The organism is Paenibacillus wulumuqiensis (assembly GCF_000971965.1).
Classification (GTDB): Bacteria; Bacillota; Bacilli; order Paenibacillales; family Paenibacillaceae; genus Saccharibacillus; species Saccharibacillus wulumuqiensis.
In genome coordinates this window covers 140,112-159,159 of record NZ_LAQP01000001.1, presented here as the reverse complement: position 1 = coordinate 159,159, position 19,048 = coordinate 140,112, and the positions used below count along the sequence as shown (strand labels likewise).

Below are 19,048 nucleotides of genomic sequence, written 5' to 3'. Positions count from 1 at the left end.
CAGGATTGTTACTGGTGAAGCAGGCAAAACCTAAATTGGCAACGAAACCGGCATCGGATGATGCTGCTTTTGTTCCGGTTTAGGTTTTTTTTATTGCCTTCGGCTCGTAATTATGATTTCGAGCATTGTCTGCCTCCCGGTTCCCACTACTTCCCAACAGAAAGAGGTTATATCTATGTCCAGTGTAATCAAAGGTTTCCCGGAGAACTTCCTGTGGGGCGGCGCCACGGCTGCCAACCAGCTGGAAGGTGCTTATAACGAAGGCGGCAAAGGATTGTCCAGCGCGGACATGATCGCCTATATTCCCAAGGACCAGCGCAGCGCCGACATTTCCCATGCGATGGAGATCAGCTCTAAGCGGATCGAGCAGATTCTGAGCGGCGAGTTCGAAGCCCGTTTCCCGAAGCGTGATGGCATTGATTTCTATCACCGCTACAAGGAAGATATCGCTCTCTTCGCGGAGCTTGGCTTCAAGGTATTCCGTATGTCCATCCACTGGTCCCGCATTTTCCCGAATGGTTATGATGAGCAGCCGAACGAGGAAGGGCTGCAATTTTACGATAATGTATTTGATGAGCTGCTCAAGCATGGTATAGAGCCGCTTGTGACCCTTTCCCACTACGAGACTCCGCTCGGTCTGACACAGAAATACAATGGCTGGGTCAGCCGCGAAGTAGTGGATCATTTTACACGCTATGCAGAGACTGTATTTAATCGCTACAAGGACAAAGTCAAATACTGGCTCACCTTTAATGAAATCAATATAATTACGATCAGCGCATTTACCGGAGGCGGCGTAGTCGTGGATCGTCTGGACAACAAGCTGCAGGGCATGTACCAGGCACTGCATCATCAGTTCGTCGCCAGCTCCATCGCCACCAAGCTGTGTCATGAGATCATTCCGGATGCCAAGATCGGCTGTATGCTGGCACGTATGGAGACGTATCCGAACAGCTGCAATCCTGAAGATATTCGCAAAGCACAGCTCGCCAACCAGATGAACCTGTTCTTCACCGATGTACATGCACGTGGTGAATATCCGAAATTCATGGAGCGTTATTTTGCGGAGAATAATATCGTTCTGCACAAAGAAGCTGGCGACGATGAACTGCTCAAACAGTATACCGTTGACTATATCTCCTTTAGCTACTATATGAGCATAACGGTCGCAGCAAGCGATAATGCCGATCAGACCGCAGGCAATCTGATGATGGGTATCAAAAACCCTTATCTGGAAGCATCCGATTGGGGCTGGCAGATTGATCCGGTTGGCCTGCGCGTTACCCTGAACAGCTTTTATGATCGCTACCAGAAGCCTTTGTTTATTGTGGAAAATGGTCTCGGTGCGTATGACAAAGTCGAAGCGGATGGCTCCATTCACGACAGCTATCGTATCGAATACCTGCGCAAGCATATCGAACAGATGAAGGAAGCGGTCAAGGATGGCGTCGATCTGATGGGCTATACCGCCTGGGGACCGATCGACCTGGTGAGCATGTCCACCTCCGAGATGTCCAAGCGCTACGGCTTTATTTATGTCGATCAGGATGACGATGGCAACGGCACACTGGCCCGCTCGAGAAAAGATTCCTTTGCATGGTACAAACAGGTTATTGCCAGCAATGGTGAGCAGCTGTAACGACATGCAGCTGGCGTTGATATTGTGAAATAAAAAAGCAGCTGTCCCGGCTTTACGCGGACAGCTGCTTTTTGGGTTGAAAAAATTCTGTTGTACTGCATTTTGAAGCGAACGATGGGATACATCTGCTTTTATGATGGGAATGTGAACATTTAAATATAAGCGACAGAGCATTTTACCGCTTGCGAGGTGGATCGGGCAGATCGCAGCCTGTATCTTCCAGCTGCGGATTGGCGGACAACTGGTCAAAATAATTGATTTTGTACTCGAGCACGTCCTGTATATCCCGCAGCCGCTGGATTTCGCTGCCGATGCGATCATGCTGCTGCCGCAGGATCGACTTGCGCAGCTCCAGTGTACTGCTGCCCTGCTTGATGAGAGCACGGAACGCTTTCATTTCTTCCAGTGTCATCCCGGTTGATTTGAGCCGGGTCATGAAAATGATGCCCCGTACCTGCTCAGCCGTGTAATATCGATGTCCATTGGCCTTGCGCTGCGCCGGCGGCAGCAGATCGATACGCTCATAATAGCGCAGCGTATCCTCGCTCAGCCCTGTCAGCTCCGAAGCTTCGCGTATCGTCATTGGCATGTCCGGAATCTCAATCATCATGCTGTTCACCCTCTCCTCAGGCAGCCTTTTTATAAAAAAGGAATCTCCACCCTGTATACATATATATTACCAGGGAATGGGTCCGGTTTCATCGAAAAATTGTCCGGAAGGACCGTTCTCGTCAATTACCGCCAAGCCGATCACGGTCCCGGCCGAATGTTCCACGGTACGCGGGCCGCTGTTGCCGTTCAGATCTGTGGCGGTATAGCCTGGATCGACCGAGTTGATCTTGAGCGGGGTATCGGTGAATTCTTTGGCAAACAGGACGGTGACTGCATTCATCGCTGTTTTGGAACTGTTGTAGCCCAGCGGGTTGGCGCCATAATGTTCATGCGCCGGATCGCTGTTGAAGGCGAGTGATCCGAGTCCGCTGGATACGTTGACGATGCGTCCTTGTGGTGCTTCTTTGAGCAGAGGCAGCATCGCCTGAATAACCTGAATCGTACCAAACACATTCACTTCGTACACACTGCGGATCTCTTCAATTGACTGTTCGCTCGGTACATTGCCGCCCATGGCTATACCTGCATTGTTGATCAGCACATCCAGTGATCCGGACTGCTGGCGAATCTGCTCGGCCGCACTCTGAATCGTAGCCGGGTCAGTCACATCGATATGTACGTACTCGGCCCGGATGCCTTCGCTCTGCAGCTGCTCTACCGCCTGTTGCCCATTGGTCTGCTGACGTGCTCCCAGGAAAATGTAATATCCCTGCTGACCCAGCTGACGTGCTGCTTCATAACCGATACCTTTATTCGCGCCTGTAATCAAAACCGTCTGTTCCTGAATCATCTATACCGTCTCCTTTGGAATGCTGTAGTGTAGCGGCCGCCTACAGCAAGACTACAACTTGGAGTACACTCCAAGTCAAGCTTATTTCTGCGGAAATATAAAAAAGATCGTACACTGCTCTTTTCCGGTGCGGCTGGCAGGACTTGTTGCATACAACTGCAGCAGCTAACCCTCCGGTTCAAAAAGCAGGTACGATCTTTTATTATTCTTTGTGCATCATCCAACTATTGTACTATCGATTTTGCTCAAATGCCTGTCTGTGCGCTGCTGCCCGGGTATGCAGCCGAGTACTTCTATTCTGTCCATTCCTTACCGCATCGAGTACTAATTCCTTATCATTCTCAAGGATGGCTGCTGTCCGCCTCCATGCGGGAAAAGCGACGGATAGACAAAGCCTGAATCCATAGCACCAATTCCACAATCAGTAGAATGCTGATTACCCATGCACCACCGCTTAGAACCCAGCGGTGTATGCCCAGCGCCAGCGCCGACCCGGTATGCTCCGTAAAAAGCTGCTCAATCCGCATTGTGAAGAAATAGAACATTCCGAGTGTAAATAGTCGTGTCCACTGCGCCGTATTATAAACGCCGATACCATGACGCCAGCCTTTTTGGCGAATTCGCCGGATGGCACGCAGTGCTTCGGTACATTCCACTGCAATCAGAATCAGCAGTGTAATCCACCATAGCGCAATAATGGTAGTATCACTCCAGGCATGAGTCGCCTGTACCGCAGCTCCGGTAATTGCCAGTGCTCCATACAGCGTACAATTCGTATCCGTCCAATCCGGCACCAGACGCTCCGGCTTGCGGCTATAACGGTACAGAATCAGCGAAGCACTCATCAAGTAAAATACGAACCCAAGTATAATCATCGCCTGATTAAGCCAGAATGCCACATAACCATTATTGAACACCTGATGGAACAGCAGCACAATCGACTGGGTGGAGACGGCAGACAGCATAAGAATGCCATGCACCCGTTCGTACTGCTTTTGCAATACTATCTGATACCAGCCGAGACATATAAAATACAGTAAAAACAACCACAGGCCCACATTGAGTACCGCCAGGATATGAATGGTCTCCTGCGCCCAGCCCCATGTAAATGAAGCAAACAAATTATTCAGCAGCGTCGAGGTTCCCGCTACCCAGGTTCCCACTCCAAACCGCTGTACCGGATCACCCAGATGATCCCGGTAAAAACTGGACCGGCGGATGGAGGCAATATAACTAACGAGCAGATACAGCCAGATGATTGCCGTTCCGATAACCAGCAGTCTCGTAATGAGACTGGTCGGCCCCAGACCCGACATATGCTGCCATACTCCCTGAATGAAAATACCGAGCGCCATAACGATGCTGCCGGCTGCAGTTGGTGCGACATACAAATGTTTGTTGCCACTAAATGCAATCAGTCCCACGATCATGCAGCACAGCAGCAAAATAATCAGCATATTGAGTCTCCTTTATAACGGATATAAGCTCTAGTATACCATATCACCGGAGTAGTGTACGCCCGTATTGCTGTATTGCATATCCATTTATCCACGCTGCGGAATATAGGGCGGCATTGGCGTGTTAATGACCGAGATCGGAACTTCAAGGGTCTGACCGGACTGAATATCATACGGCGTGACGAGCCGGTTGGCCTGCAGCAGATGCTCGACCGTCAGCTGATACTGTTCGGCGATATAATCAGCCGATTCTTCGCCTGCCACAATATGCTGCTTACGCAGCTTGTCGATTCGGCAGGCAGCCTGTTTGAACGTGGGCTGCTTGGACAGCGGATCGGTAAAATCGGCTGTCAGGTCATTGGCCGACTCATGCCCTTCCCAGCTGCCATAATGGAACGGCACAAATACAAGTCCTTTTTGTACCGCCGTACCGATCCGGGCGGGCACTTCTATCCAGCCGCGCGGTGAGCTAATGCGCACGACTTCTCCCTGTATGATCGATAATGCGGCGGCATCGTCCTCATGGATCTCCACATAGGCATTGGGCGCAGCCATTTGCAAATACGGCGAACGGGCCGTCTTGGTCCGGGTATGCCAGTGCCAGACCAGTCTGCCGGTCGTGAGCCAGATCGGATATTCTTCATTCGGCTGTTCGGTCGGCGGCAGATAACGGGTCGCATGCAGAATCGCTCTGCCATTGGCCTGCTTGCGTACAAACTCGTCACGGCTCAGGGCGCGGCCGCTGAACTGATCCTTGGTATAGCTCTGGGAATAATCCACATCTGTCGGGAAATGATAGTCGCTGTATAAGCGCGGCGTTCCTTCGGGGTGCTGCTCGTTGGCTGGCCAGCGCATGCCGTTATGCTGCTCCAGCTTGTTGTAGGTCATGCCGGTCATATCACATGGACGACCGCGCGAGACAATTTTCCATTCTTCAAAGCATTCCTCCGGCGTGGAGTAACCGATCAGCGGCTGACCGTCCTTGTCCTTGAGTTCCATCCGGCGGGCAAAGTCGATCAGAATCTGCAGATCGCTTTTCACTCCCTGCGGCGGCTCTATCGCTTTGCGCAGCACATTGATCGTACGGTCGGCATTTTCCATTGTGCCTTCCTTTTCTCCCCAGAGTGCGACAGGCAGTATGACATCCGCGACCTTGGCCGTTTCGGTCAGGAATGGGTCCTGCACGACGACGAATATTTTCTCCAGCGCTTTGCGTGCCCGCCTGCGGTTGGGCAGGGAGACCATCGGATTGGTGCCAATGTTCCAGAAGAAGGTCACTTTCCCCTGCTCGATCATGTCCAGCTGCTCTTCAATCCCTTTTTCCGGACCGGCAGGCAGCGTTTCTTCCTCCACGTTCCACAGGTCGGCCATCTCCTGCAGATGCTGTGGATTCATCGGATTGCGCTGCGCCGGGTACGTGCCTACACCTCCTGCGGTGCGATTGGCCGAGGAGCTTGGCTGACCGGCCATATGCAGCGGGCCGCAGCCCGGCTTGCCGATCTGTCCGCGAATCAGATGCATATTATTGATCGCCACACAGGCTGTTGTCGCATCCGCACTCTGGAATGTTCCTTGCAGCGTCGTAGTCACCATAGATGGCGTCTGTCCCAGTACAGAGGCTGCTTCATGCAGCTGCTCCACCGGAATGCCGGTAATCTTCGACGTCTTCTCCGGTGTCCAGTCCGCTACCGACTGCTGCATTTCTTCGTAACCGATCGTATATTGATCGACAAAATCGCGATCTATATCCCCATTCTTGATCATCAGATGAACCAGTCCATTGAGCAGCGCAACATTGGTTCCCGGAATCAACTGCAAATGCAGATCCGCATGCCGGGCAGTGAGCGTATGACGCGGGTCCACCGCTATGATGTAGGGCTTGCCTTCCCGCTGCTTGCGCTGCATAATCCGCTCATGCAGCACCGTACCTGTCTCGGCTACATTATGTCCGAACAGCATCAGCGTATTGGTCACATCCACATCGTCAAAGGAAGCCGGCGTACCGTCTGCTCCAAACGACTGCAGCAGGCAGAACTCTGTCGTCGCTGTGCAGAGCCGGGTATTGGCATCCAGCAGGTGGGTATGCAGACCGGCACGGCCGATTTTGGCAATCGTATAATAGTCTTCCAGATAGCCCTGACCGGTCGAATAAATGGCAATGCTGTTGCTGCCCTGACGCTCCAGCGATTCTCTCGCTTTGGAAACGATCAGTTCCATCGCTTCTTCCCAGCTCGCCGGCTCCAGCTGACCATTTTCCCGGCGGATCAGCGGGGTTAGCAGTCGATCCGGGCTATTGTTGGCATACCACTGATTTTCCCCTTTGGGACCAAGACGGCCGCGGTTGATCGGATGCTGACCATTGCCTTTGATGCCGACGATCCGGTCATCCTTGACGGCAATATGGCAGCCGCAGCCGATTGAGCAAATATTGCAGGTGCTGTACACCCATTTGTCCACTTCACCCTGACTGTATATATTCATATCAATCCGTTCTTTTTGCCAGCTCACAGGCTCACCTCCAGATAAAAGGTCGGTACAACGTATTTGATCGCTGCCTGACCATAATTTTGCTTCAATGCTGCAGCCATATCATCCAGCTGCTCACGCATATGTTCATACCGGCTGCGGACCTGCTCCGTATGTTCAGTCTCAAATGAAGGCATCCAGTGCACCGCTCGAATCCATGCGCGCATCGTCGGCTCCGACACTTCATTATTCTGATACAGCATCGACAGGTACGGGCGAATCTCATCCAGTGCCAGCTTGGATAAGTCGGAGTCTGCTTCCAGCAGTGGAATGAGCTTATCCAGCGCTTCCTCCTGTTCCTTGAGCGAGTAACGGATCAGTTCGATCAGCGGATGCTGCATCGGGGCGGTCTGTTCCAGCACCTGCTGCACATCCTCTGCCATTGCCTGGCAGTAAGGCAGTAATAAATTCATGCTGTACCTCCTTGGGTATAGGAATCTGTTATTAGATCAGTACGCTGCATACTTCTTTTACATAAGCTAAATGAATAAACATCGATTAATGTACATAAAGTTCAAGTTTGGCGGATCGCTATAGTTATATAAGGTCCATAAGCCATTACCCGAATTTGAAATATGCATACCCCTACATATGAAATCATGAAAAATAGCCTATAATCCTGCCGTCATATCAGCAGAACTATAGGCTATTCGGAATTTATGGATGAGACTATTGATGGAGATCATCATTTCATCAGGAAAAGGGAATTGATCAGATCTGTCCTACCCACTCGGATTCCGCAATGGCGAACCAGCGCTGACGGATACGGTCGAACTCTTCCTGGGAGAGCACACCATCGGCGATCAGAGCAGCATTTTCAGACCAGCGGTTTGGCTTGGTAGTGCCGACAATCATCGTATCCACACCGGGAATGCTCAATGTGAAGCGTAGTGCCTGTTTGATACTATTCTGCACATCGTCATCCTGCAGGAAGGTATAATTCAGATCGCGCAGACGGTTCCAGTAGACAAAGGCATAATCCTGCGGCTCTACCTGTTCGCGTGTCCAGGCTGCATTGGCAATCGGGCGCTTGGCTACAATGCCCATCCCGCGCTCACGTGCAGCCGGAATCGTCAGGGAAATGGCTTCCTGATCGGCAATATTGACCGAAGTCTCCAGACTGTCGAATACACCTGTCTCAATCGCATACAGTGCGTCACTGCTGTCTCCGCTGTATCCAATATAGCGTGTCTTGCCCTGCTGCTTGGCACGCTGGAGTACGTCAATCACTTCACCCCGGCGCAAAATCTCTTCCGAACAGCTGTGCAGGTGAATCATATCCAGGTGATCGGTCTGCAGGCGGCGTAGACTGCGGTCGATACTCTGCTCCAGCATATTGCGATCCCAATCCGGCGCTTCGAAGCCTGCGGCATGACCGCATTTACTGAACAGATAATAGTCATCACGCCGGTCTGCCAGTGCGTTGCCGATCAGTTCCTCACTGTCTCCGTAACATTCTGCCGTATCAATAATATTCAGTCCGGCATCCAGTGCACTGTGCAGCAGCTGATCCACTTCGCTCTGTGAGACACCGCTTCCAATTTCCGAACCGCCAAAACCAAGCACACTCACATGCATATCCGTATTTCCATATTTACGCTTTTCCATACGATACAGCCTCCTTCAGTTATGTGGGTTGGAGCTTTTGCAGCAGCCTGCAAGATAGCGCTGCACTGCCTGTTCTATGTTGCCGTACGTTATGTATTACCCTATTTATGGAAAAGTAGCAGATTTCTGCTGAATTTATATCGTAGTGATAAAAAAGCCCGGACAGCTGCTGCACTGTCCGGGCTTCGGGAACTTTCATTATAATAGGTGAATTTCGTCTGTACAGCCAATCATCAGGAGTTGACCAGTTCGGAATCCTTGCGAATCATACTGATTATATAACCTCCGACTGCTCCGATGATCGCAGGCAGTATCCAGCCCAGACCAATCGTATACATCGGAAGATAGCTGGCCAGGAACTGATCGATCGCAGCCAAATGGAACGGCGTTGCTTTTAGTCCATCGGCAAGACTGATAATGAATACGAGCAGCATGCTGCCCTGATAGACAAGGCGCTCTCCTTTGAACAGCGAGTGACAGAAGGTGAGGAACATGAGCACAATCGCCAGCGGATAAATGATTGTGAGCACCGGTACAGAGATGGTGATCAGCTCATTCAGTCCGATATTGGCAATAATTGCACTGAAGATACACAGACCAACGACCAGCTTTTTATAGGTAAAACGCGGCATCAGTTTGCTGAAGTAGGATGCACAGGATGTGATCAGACCGATACTGGTCGTCAGACAGGCAATCGTAATCATCAGTCCTAGGAATATACCGCCGGATGTGCCAAAGTAATAACTGGACATCCGTGCCAGAATCTGTCCGCCATTCTCCAGGTATCCAAATGCATTTACTGTGGATGCACTAATATAGGACAGGGATACATAGAGAACCGATAAAATCACGGCTGCAATGCAGGCTGCCTTGATACAGACCGTAACGATCTGTCTGCGGCTGGTCGCTCCGCGGCTGCGAATGGCATTGATGACAATAATGCCGAATACAAATGCTGCCAGCGCATCCATGGTCAGATAGCCTTCCTGGAAACCGTTAAAAAAGGCATGGGTCGTATACTTCTCGGTTGGTTCCCGGAATACACCGATCGGATACAGCAGCCCCACGATAACAAGTACGCTGATAAATGTCAGCTTGATTGGAGTGAGTACTTTGCCGACAATATCGACAATCCGTGCCGGGTTGAGCGAGAAGAAACAGGTAATGCCAAAGAAAATAATCGAAAAGACAGCTGCCGCAATTGTGTACTGGTTGGCAGCCAGAAAAGGCTTGACGCCGATCTCAAACGAAACATTACCGGTCCGCGGAATCGCGAACAGCGGTCCGATCGCCAGATACAGCACGGTTGTAAATACAATACCGAATACCGGATGTACCCGGCTGGCGAGTGATTGCAGATCATCCTTGCCGGAGAATCCGAGCGCAATCACGCCCAGTGTAGGCAGACCTACTCCTGTAATCAAAAAGCCAATATTGGCCGGCCAGAAGTTCGTTCCGGCAGATTGGCCCAGCATGGTAGGGAAGATAAGATTCCCTGCACCGAAAAAGAGCGCAAACAGCATTAATCCAATAACAACGATGAATGAAAATGGTATTTTTTTCTCCAAAGAACGAACCTCCGATGAATCGCTATTCAATTCTGTTTGTCATCCGGTCCAGGTAATTCTCTCCACTCCTACAGTGCCCGGATTACGGATGCCATGCGTTCGAAATTCTTTTCATTTACGGACCATGCTGCCAATCAGACTGTCCTGCTTCAACGCGCCGATGTATAAAGGTGCGAAGAAACGTGAATGGCCGCTGTTCCGCTGCTTTTGCCGCCCCCAGCTCAATGTGATTAAAGCATATCTCACGCACAAGGTTATATTTTAACCCACTATTGCAAATGGCTCAATGATAATTATCCAAAAAGGCGCCGGAGCCTACATAAATGTACGCCGGCGCCTTATAGAGTTGCAATTATAATAGTTGTTTGGCCAGCGCGAGCGCACCGCTCAGGCCGGCATCATCACCGAGATTCGGAGCAACAATATACTTGTCCATATGATCCAGCAGTGACGGATGCTGTACATATCCGTTCAGCAGCTGTTTTACATGTTTACGGATCTCTGGCATCAGATGACTTTGCTTCATTACACCGCCGCCCATAATAATTTTCTGCGGCGACAGAATCAGTATGTAACTCATCAGCGCCTGTGCCAGGTAAAAGGCTTCCATCGACCATGCAGGATGGTCTTCCGGCAGATCAGAACCACTTTGCTCCCAGCGTGCCTCAATCGCCGGTCCAGCAGCCAGTCCTTCCAGACAGTCATTGTGATAGGGGCAGTGGCCCTGGTAAGCGTCTTCCGGATGACGGCGTACGAGAATATGACCCATTTCCGGATGGGACAGTCCCTGCAGCAGAGAACCGCCAACCACCGCTCCGGCGCCGATTCCGGTACCGACGGTAATGTACAGACAGCTGCCCAGTCCTCTCGCGGCTCCCCATGTATATTCACCGAGAGCAGCGCCGTTCACATCCGTATCAAACTTCATCGGAACATCGAAATGTTCTTGCAGCTTCCCGATCAGATTGTACCGGGCCCAGTGCGGCTTGGGCGTGGATGTAATATGACCATACGTTGGACTGCCCACTATCGGATCAATCGGTCCAAAGGAACCTAACCCGATCGCCTGCACATCTTTCCTTTCAAAATACTGAATAACCTGTCGCATCGTCTCTTCCGGTGTCGTGGTTGCAAAGCTGACCCGGTCATGAATATGTCCCTGCTCGTCTCCGATCCCGCATACAAACTTGGTACCTCCTGCTTCAATCGCGCCCAGTATCGTCATCTCTCCACTGCCTCTCTTGTTTATTTGAATTGGAAAAAGGCATCCTTTACAGGATACCCTCTCCGGTTCACTTGCCGACTTGTTCTGCGTCTGTTAAGCGTTGGGGTATACGACGACTTTGAGACATTCGCTCTTGTGATTCAGCGCCCGCTCCATCGCTTCATAGGTCTGTTCCAGTGGATATTTGTCCGTGATCAGCACGGTTGCATCAATATCGCTGGAGGAGAGGAATTCGATGCCTTTTGGATACGTATTGGCATAACGGAAAATGCCGTAAATATCCACTTCATTATCGGCGATAAACGGTACATTGAACGGAATATCCGTCTGTGCAGGCAGACCAACAATCGCCATCTTGCCGCCGCGTGCCAGACTGCCAAGTGCCGACTGGAGCGCTTTGGGATTGCCGGCGGTCTCCCAGGCCGTCTCCACGCCGCGTCCTCCGGTAATGTTCCTGATCTCTTCCACAGCATCCTGTTCCAGCACATTGATGACATGCGTTGCCCCCATTTTCCTTGCTGCTTCCAGGCGGAGCGGCTCCAGATCGGTCACGATAATGGTCGATGCCCCATAAGCTTTGGCTGCCGCTACAGCCATCAATCCAACAGGTCCCATACCCATAATGGCAATTGACGTACCCGGCTGCAGCTTTGTACGGGCTGCTGCATGAATACCTACAGAGAACGGCTCCACGAGGGCTGCTTCTTCATAAGACAGTTCATCGGGAATTGGAAATACAAAGTCTTCACGCATTTTCAGATACTGTACAAAGGCTCCATCATACGGAGGAGTCGCCAGAAATTCCACATGCGGACACAGATTGTATCTGCCTGACTTGCAGGCTTCACATTTGCCGCAGGTAACGCCGGGTTCAATCGCTACGCGGTCGCCTACCCGGAAGCGACTAACATTGGAACCGACTGCCGCGATATCGCCGGCGCATTCATGACCGAGTATAAACGGCTTGTCTACAACATAGGTGCCGATTTTGCCATGGGTATAATAATGAAGATCCGAGCCGCAGATGCCGACGGCGATTACCTTGATCAATACTTCATCCGGTCCGATCTCCGGTACAGGCACTTCTTCGATTCGAATTTCTCGTGTGCTGTGCATAACGGCAGCTTTCATCGTTGCTGGTACTTGTGATTGGGTCATTAGGATATCCCTTCCTTTTTCGTAATGTAATCAGGCTTTTTGGTGATACATATCGTTCAAAATACGGTTGAACAACCTGGAATCAAGTTTGTAGAACAGAGCGGCAATAATACCGAGCGCACTGAGAATAGCCGGCAGCAGACAGAGCAGGAAAGCGATTCCCGTCAATGCAGTGGATGTCTGTACCGCTTCTGGCACATAACCGGTAACCTGCAGAATATACCCGGACAATGCACCGGAAATGGCGATAGAGAGCTTTTGCCCAAAGCTGAATATGCCGTAGATCAGCCCTTCGGTGCGATGGCCTGTTTTCCATTCGGAGTATTCCACCGTATCCGGCAGCGCTCCCCATATGACAGCAGCCGGCATTCCGCCGATCAGACTGCTCAGCAATGTCCAGAAAATAACCATCGGCAGATTGCTGTAATCTGTCAGGAAGAGCGCCACTCCGCTGATGATCGTACCGGACAGACCGAGGATAATCGCGTTTTTCTTTTCCAGCCATTTGGTCAGCAGCGGAGCCGCCAGTGTACCAATCAGATTGCCGCCGAACGTAATCAGCATGAACAGGGACAGCAGATCTGTACGGTCCAGGTTATAATTGACATAATAAATAGAGATCGAAGAGCGAATTCCTGCTGCCGCCTGGAATACCAGATAGATGAAGGTAATGAGCAGCAGCGGCTTGTTCAGCAGCAGTACTCTGGCGGATTTCCGGAACGGCAGAGGCACTGCCTTTTTCGCGGCAACCCGCTCCCGGGTGCCTGCAAAACAGATCATGTAGAATACAAGTGCAAATACCGAGTAAATCATCAGTGTGTTCCGGTAGCCTACCTGGTTGTTGCCCGGCCAGAAATGACCGATAATGATCGGCGTCATGACAGACACGATGATACTGCCGATCATGGAACCGACAATCCGGTAAGAGGAAAGGCTGACACGTTCCAGCGGATTCTGCGTCATCGCGGAGGTCAGTGCTCCATAAGGCGTGCCGATAAAGGACATCATCGCCATAATGGCGATGTAAGTGATGTATGCGTATACAATTTTACCGGTCATGCCAAAGTCGGGTGCCGAGAAACAGAGTATGCCCACTATCGCCATTGGAACAGCGCCAAATAAAATAAATGGTCTCAGCTTGCCCCAGCGGGTCTGTGTACGGTCAATGATCGCGCCCATGCCCAGATCGATAAATCCGTCCAGAATCCGCACGAGCAGGAACATCGTACCGACTACGGCTGCCGGAAGCTTGACCACATCCGTATAAAAGAACAGCATGTAGGTCAACACCATGGACCAGTAAAAATTAATCGCCAGGTCCCCGCTGCCATAGGAGAGCTTCTCCAGCACACTGAGCTTGTGGGATGGTTCGGGTTGTGCATCGTTATGAGGCAGCTCGACCCCTTTTGCCAAAGTGTTATCCATTAAACGATCCTTCCTTTCCAAATCACAGGCATTTCAGTCATGCCTTGATTGTTTTCATCCAAATTGTATATATTTATGGAATCGCTATCTATCATTTTGGACTGTCCATTTTGTACAGTGCGGCTGTACATTTTTGAAATTATACCAAGGAGCGTGAAGCATATGGCAGAATTGGAAGATCAGGAAGGCTTTGCGGCACTGCTTTCCGATGGCATCACCGCGCTCAGGGAACATCCCGATTACCGGACAAGGCGCAAGAAACGGGAGGCGGTCCCTTCGGGCCGTTCGTTCTCCGAATCGTATATGGATCGTATCTCTTCCCGGATCGGTGTATCCGCCAATACGGTCAAAAGCTGGACCGGGCAAATGGGCGCAAAGTATATTCCGAGCCGGATTGAGGACAGCAAGCTGTTCACCCTGCTGTGGATGATTATGGAACAGGAAGTGATGACGCCGCGGTGGTTTAACGATCTGCTGTTATGTACTTCGATTCCGGTCATTGATCCGCCCACTCCCGAATGGCTGATGTCCTGTTTTCGCAAAGCAAAAGTTCTGCTGGAGGATGAAACTTACGGCGCTCCTGACGAACAGCAGATAATCGGACTCGTAAACCGGCTGTTCCCTCAAGGCCAGCTGTCGGCTCTGACTTCGACTTCGGATCAAGCAAATCAGACTGCTCATAATCTGCCCAGCCGGCGAACAGAAGTATTCATCGGACGGATGGAAGATCTGTCCCATCTGCTTCACTGGCTGCACTCTCCCTCGTCCGTCTGTCTGCTAACCGGCTGGGGCGGCATGGGCAAGACGACGATTGCGCTGGAGACCGCTTATGCCTGTCTTGGTTATGCACAGGGAGATACTCATTCTTCGGAGCTGATCTGGCCGGATATGGCTCATGTCATCTGGGTGAGTGCCGAATCCGGCAGTCTGTCGCTCAGCGATTTTCTCGATACGATCGCTTATCAGCTGGGCCGCAGGGAACTGCTGGAGAAGCTGCTGGCCGAGAAAAAGTTGGTCGTCCGCAATGCACTCGCCGCCGCAGCTGTACAGCAGCCTGTGCTGCTAATCGTTGACAGCATGGATACCGCACACCCGGATATTCATGAATTTGTCGTATCTGCTCCGCAAGGTGTAAAAATACTGCTGACCGCCCGGGCAAATCATGGCCAGCTGCACAATCTTTCTCCCCGGGAAATGTATACGATTACGCTAAATGGCCTGCAGGGTGACGAAGCGCTGCAGTATCTGCAGGAGGAGACTGCCTATCATCTGAGCATGAGCATTCTGCCTGCCCGGCGTCAGCGGCTGGAGCAGCTGCTGTCTGCCAGCCCGGATATGATCGAGCGGCTGATTGCCGCAACTGCAGGCAATCCCAAAGCGATCTCGCTCAGCATCGCCTATCTGGCCGATGACGAACTGGAGATCAGTCAGCTGATTCAGGAGATTGAGCGTGCCGGTTACAACCTTTCCACCCTGTTCGATTATCTGTTTGGACGCAGCTGGGAACGCTGTACGGAAGAAGCGCGCCAGCTTTGGCAGACGCTTGGCTTTTTCGGTGAATCGGCAGATGAGCACAGCTGGGCAGCTGCTGCCCAGCTCAGTGAACACCATTTTCATGAAGCGCTTCGCCAGCTGCGCAGCTTTGCACTGATTGAGTCCGAGCGAATCCATGGTCAGGTCCGTTACCGGGCACATCAGACCGTGCTGGCTTATGGTGAACAGCACCTGCTGCGTCATTCGGAGCGGGAACAGCAGATGCGCAGGCAGTGGGCAGAGTATTATATCGGCTATCTGGATCAGCATCTCCGGCGCCAGCAGCCGGATCAGGAATACTGGAGCTTTCTGCTGGGACGGGATCTCCAGCCGGTCAAACAGGAATGGCCCAATATAATGAAGCTGCTTCACTGGGCAGATGTCCATAACCCGGAGACACTGATTCAGCTGATGCTGCGGATCACTCATCTGCTGAGCCGCATCAATCTGGAGACCCGGGTCGAATACTGCCTCAAAGCTGCCCGCTATGCCAGTGCTGCCGGCCGTATACAGCAGGCTGCCCTCTTTTATATCGATGGTGCAGGCTGGGCACTGATCGAGACCGGCGAGACGCAGCAGGCTCTGCACTATATTGCCCAAGGAATTCATGAACTGCAGTCATCCGGCCTACCCGATTACGAAGCCGCCGATCTGCTTATTCTCGGCAAGGCCCTGCAGGCAAGATGTTACCTGCAAACCGGACAGCTCACTCAAGCCCATACCCTCCTGGAAAATATATCGATTGAACCCCACTCACCGCTGATTCTCCATCGATTACTGTTGATCCGTGGAGAGCTGCTGTCCATGGAAGGCAGGCACAGCGAAGCTATTATTCTGTACGAACAGGCCAATCAGACCAGTCAGAGTTACGGCGGTGAGAAGACAATTGAAGCCTATTACCATCTGGGAATGGCTTACATGAAGCAGAACGATTATGAACAGGCACGACTGGCTTTTGATAGGCTGCTGTACGATGAAGAGCAGCCGAATCAGATCGAACTGATCTTTTACCGGTATGGAACAGCCCGGCTGCTGGCAGAAACAGGTCGTTATCAGGAAGCGATACAGCTGACCCTGAGCGTGCTGACCAGTATTGAATCCTGGGGACGACTGGCGGGACTCAAGCGGGAAGTGAAAGCTTTTTACGATTCACTTCGGCGCTTGCCGCGAGAATAACAAAAAACCCATAACAGCAACGTAAACACGATTGCTGCTATGGGTTTTTGACATGGATCATTTTCGAGTATGAATCATTGATAGTAGGCTTGATCTCAGGCTCTGCATGCACCTACTTCTGTATACGACTGTCAGCTATTACTGCACCGACCGCTTTTGCCGATTCATCACTCGGTACTGGCTCGGCGTATGTCCTGTCAGCTTCTTGAAAGTCATGCTAAAGTTGGCGGTATGCGCGTATCCGATTCGTTCCGCAATCAGCGCTACGCTGAGCGTACTGTCACGCAGCAGCTGCCGGGCAGCGCGCAGACGGATAGTCTGCAGATATTCCCGGAAATGAAAGCCGGTAATCCGCGGGAAGATCCGGCACAGATAGGATGGACTGATATAGAACAGCTCGGCCATGTCCTGCAGCGTCAATGGCTCTGCATAATGCTCATTGATATACCGCGCAATCTCGGTAATTTTGTATTCCATTGGATGCATAGTTGTAGTGGGAACAGCAGGCTGCCCCTGCTCTCTGCGTCTCAACCGGTACAAGCGGATTAGCAGTCCGGTGAGCAGGCAGCGGCTGTATTCGATATACCCTGCTTCCTGATGCTGCAGTTCCGTCAGCAGATTTTGCAGACATTCCTCCACGGCTGTCTGATCTTCGGGCGGCAGACGATAGAGAGGATCACGTCCCAGTTCCTGAAGCGGGAACATCAGACCTCCACCCTGGCGAATAAATTCCTCGGTAAAATTAATCAAAATCCGTTCACACCGTAGTTCATCCGTACTGACGGTCCGGTGCAGATCCGTTGGACAAATAAAGACCAGATCCCCTTTGCCTGCATGAACCGCTGTCCCATTGATAAAGTACGTACGGCCTCCATCCTGTACATAAAAGATCTCGTAACTGACATGGGAATGATAGCGCGGCATCGCACTGTAGCCGACCTGCCGCAAATAATGAATACGTACACTCTCCTGCGGGTCCAGACTGTAACCGACTGCAGCCAGATTGTGCATCTGCTCTCCTCCTTCTGAATATCCAGTCCTTATCCCCTTGATTCCCATACGGACAAAAAGACAATAAAAGCAAAATGTAAGCGTATTCCAGACAAGTAATGCAAAATTTGTTTGTTTTACTTGTACTATAATGGCTCTGTGATCACTTGTAAATTAATGGTTATCTTGATTCTTCTTCGCCTGCAGGCACTCCGGAACCCGGCAGGCTCCATTCTGTTCCTCCATCCTCATAACAAGGGAGTTGTATAACGTATGCATTTAAAATTATGGCAATCGCATATTCAATCTACTGGACTGAGGTCCACTGTCCATACATCGCTTATTCTGGTATGCACATGCGCAGTCGGACTGTCTCTGCTGCCTGTCCAGCCTGCTCATGCCCAGGAATCATCCGTTTCTTCATCCAGTCTGCTCGCCGAGACCGGACAGACAAGAACGATTACAGTCGCCAAGGATGGCTCGGGACAATACAGCAGCGTACAATCCGCTGTCGACTCTATTGAGAGCGGTAACAAAACGCCGGTGACCATTTATGTAAAAAACGGCACCTACCGGGAAAAGATTACTTTTCCCAAGGATAAACCCTATATCACCGTGATCGGCGAGAATGCTGCACAGACCATTCTTACTTATGATGACACAGCCGCTTCTGCCGGTGGGACGACCAACAGCTCCAGTACCTTTGTGATGTCCGATCATTTTACAGCGCGGAATATTACTTTTGCCAATACGGCTGGTAAGAATGCCGGACAGGCTGTCGCTCTGTATGTACGTGGCGACCGTGCAGTATTCCAGAATGTACGGATACTCGGTCATCAGGATACCCTGTATACTCCCGGCAGTGGACGACAGTACTACGAGAACTGTTATATCGAAGGCACGGTCGACTTTGTTTTTGGCAGTGCGACAGCGGTGTTCAGGAACTGTGAACTGCAAAGTCTGGGCAATGGCTACATAACGGCCGCTTCCACACCTGCCGAGCAGCCATATGGCTATGTATTCCTGGACTGCAATCTGACCAGACGCGGCGATGTCGGAGAGAATTCGGTTCATCTCGGACGTCCATGGCGTCCATACAGCTCGGTCACCTACATCAATACCATGATGGACAGTCATATCCGGCCGGAAGGCTGGAACAATTGGGGCAATGCTGCCAATGAACAGACCGCAAGGTATTCGGAATATAACAGCGGCGGACCGGGCGCAGCCGGACCAAGAGTCGGCTGGTCCCATACCCTTTCTTCCGATGAAGCCGCTGCTATTACTATTTCGAAAGTGTTATCCGGCAGTGACGGCTGGAATCCAGCCAACTGATTGGGG

14 protein-coding genes are annotated in these 19,048 nt (G+C 51.4%); 3 read left to right on the top strand and 11 right to left on the bottom strand.

The window, feature by feature from the left end:
- Window positions 1-175: 175 nt before the first annotated feature.
- On the top strand, window positions 176-1,639 hold the full coding sequence (locus tag WH45_RS08920) for a glycoside hydrolase family 1 protein (protein WP_046214034.1): 1,464 nt from the start codon (window positions 176-178) through the stop codon (window positions 1,637-1,639).
- Window positions 1,640-1,814: 175 nt separating this feature from the next.
- On the opposite strand, the gene WH45_RS08915 is transcribed toward WH45_RS08920, so the two are convergent.
- The 10 genes from WH45_RS08915 to WH45_RS08870 form a co-directional block, all read right to left on the bottom strand.
- Window positions 1,815-2,249, bottom strand: coding sequence for a MerR family transcriptional regulator (locus tag WH45_RS08915; RefSeq protein ID WP_235338326.1), 435 nt, complete (start codon window positions 2,247-2,249; stop codon window positions 1,815-1,817).
- A 66-nt stretch (window positions 2,250-2,315) separates the two neighbouring features.
- The gene (locus WH45_RS08910) at window positions 2,316-3,041 is read right to left on the bottom strand and encodes an SDR family oxidoreductase (RefSeq protein WP_046214033.1); all 726 of its coding nucleotides are present in this window, start codon (window positions 3,039-3,041) and stop codon (window positions 2,316-2,318) included.
- Between the two features lie 341 nt (window positions 3,042-3,382).
- Window positions 3,383-4,498 carry a TDT family transporter gene (locus WH45_RS08905; protein WP_046214032.1) on the bottom strand — a complete coding sequence of 372 codons (1,116 nt, stop codon included), beginning with the start codon at window positions 4,496-4,498 and terminating at the stop codon, window positions 3,383-3,385.
- 87 nt (window positions 4,499-4,585) lie between these two features.
- Window positions 4,586-7,006: a molybdopterin-dependent oxidoreductase gene (locus tag WH45_RS08900; protein ID WP_046214031.1), complete on the bottom strand. Its 2,421-nt coding sequence runs from the start codon at window positions 7,004-7,006 to the stop codon at window positions 4,586-4,588.
- On the bottom strand, window positions 7,003-7,437 hold the full coding sequence (locus WH45_RS08895) for a hypothetical protein (RefSeq protein WP_046214030.1): 435 nt from the start codon (window positions 7,435-7,437) through the stop codon (window positions 7,003-7,005). Before WH45_RS08895 ends, WH45_RS08900 begins: the two co-directional genes overlap by 4 nt.
- 298 nt (window positions 7,438-7,735) lie before the next feature.
- On the bottom strand, window positions 7,736-8,632 hold the full coding sequence (locus WH45_RS08890) for an aldo/keto reductase (protein WP_046214029.1): 897 nt from the start codon (window positions 8,630-8,632) through the stop codon (window positions 7,736-7,738).
- 233 nt (window positions 8,633-8,865) lie between these two features.
- Window positions 8,866-10,200: a branched-chain amino acid transport system II carrier protein gene (brnQ, locus tag WH45_RS08885; protein WP_082096640.1), complete on the bottom strand. Its 1,335-nt coding sequence runs from the start codon at window positions 10,198-10,200 to the stop codon at window positions 8,866-8,868.
- Window positions 10,201-10,552: 352 nt separating this feature from the next.
- Window positions 10,553-11,425: an ROK family protein gene (locus tag WH45_RS08880; RefSeq protein WP_046214028.1), complete on the bottom strand. Its 873-nt coding sequence runs from the start codon at window positions 11,423-11,425 to the stop codon at window positions 10,553-10,555.
- Between the two features lie 93 nt (window positions 11,426-11,518).
- Window positions 11,519-12,583, bottom strand: a complete 1,065-nt coding sequence (locus tag WH45_RS08875) for an NAD(P)-dependent alcohol dehydrogenase (protein WP_046214027.1) — start codon at window positions 12,581-12,583, stop codon at window positions 11,519-11,521.
- Between the two features lie 30 nt (window positions 12,584-12,613).
- Window positions 12,614-14,008: an MFS transporter gene (locus tag WH45_RS08870; RefSeq protein WP_082096638.1), complete on the bottom strand. Its 1,395-nt coding sequence runs from the start codon at window positions 14,006-14,008 to the stop codon at window positions 12,614-12,616.
- Window positions 14,009-14,170: 162 nt separating this feature from the next.
- Between WH45_RS08870 and WH45_RS08865 the strand changes: the two genes are divergently transcribed.
- Entirely contained in the window at window positions 14,171-16,717 is a 2,547-nt protein-coding gene (locus WH45_RS08865) for a tetratricopeptide repeat protein (protein WP_046214026.1), read from the top strand.
- Window positions 16,718-16,855: 138 nt separating this feature from the next.
- Here the strand turns inward: WH45_RS08865 and WH45_RS08860 are convergent, their stop codons facing one another.
- Window positions 16,856-17,728, bottom strand: a complete 873-nt coding sequence (locus WH45_RS08860; RefSeq protein WP_046214025.1) for a helix-turn-helix transcriptional regulator — start codon at window positions 17,726-17,728, stop codon at window positions 16,856-16,858.
- 252 nt (window positions 17,729-17,980) lie between these two features.
- Between WH45_RS08860 and WH45_RS08855 the strand changes: the two genes are divergently transcribed.
- Entirely contained in the window at window positions 17,981-19,042 is a 1,062-nt protein-coding gene (locus tag WH45_RS08855; RefSeq protein WP_052723695.1) for a pectinesterase family protein, read from the top strand.
- The last annotated feature ends 6 nt before the right edge of the window (window positions 19,043-19,048 follow it).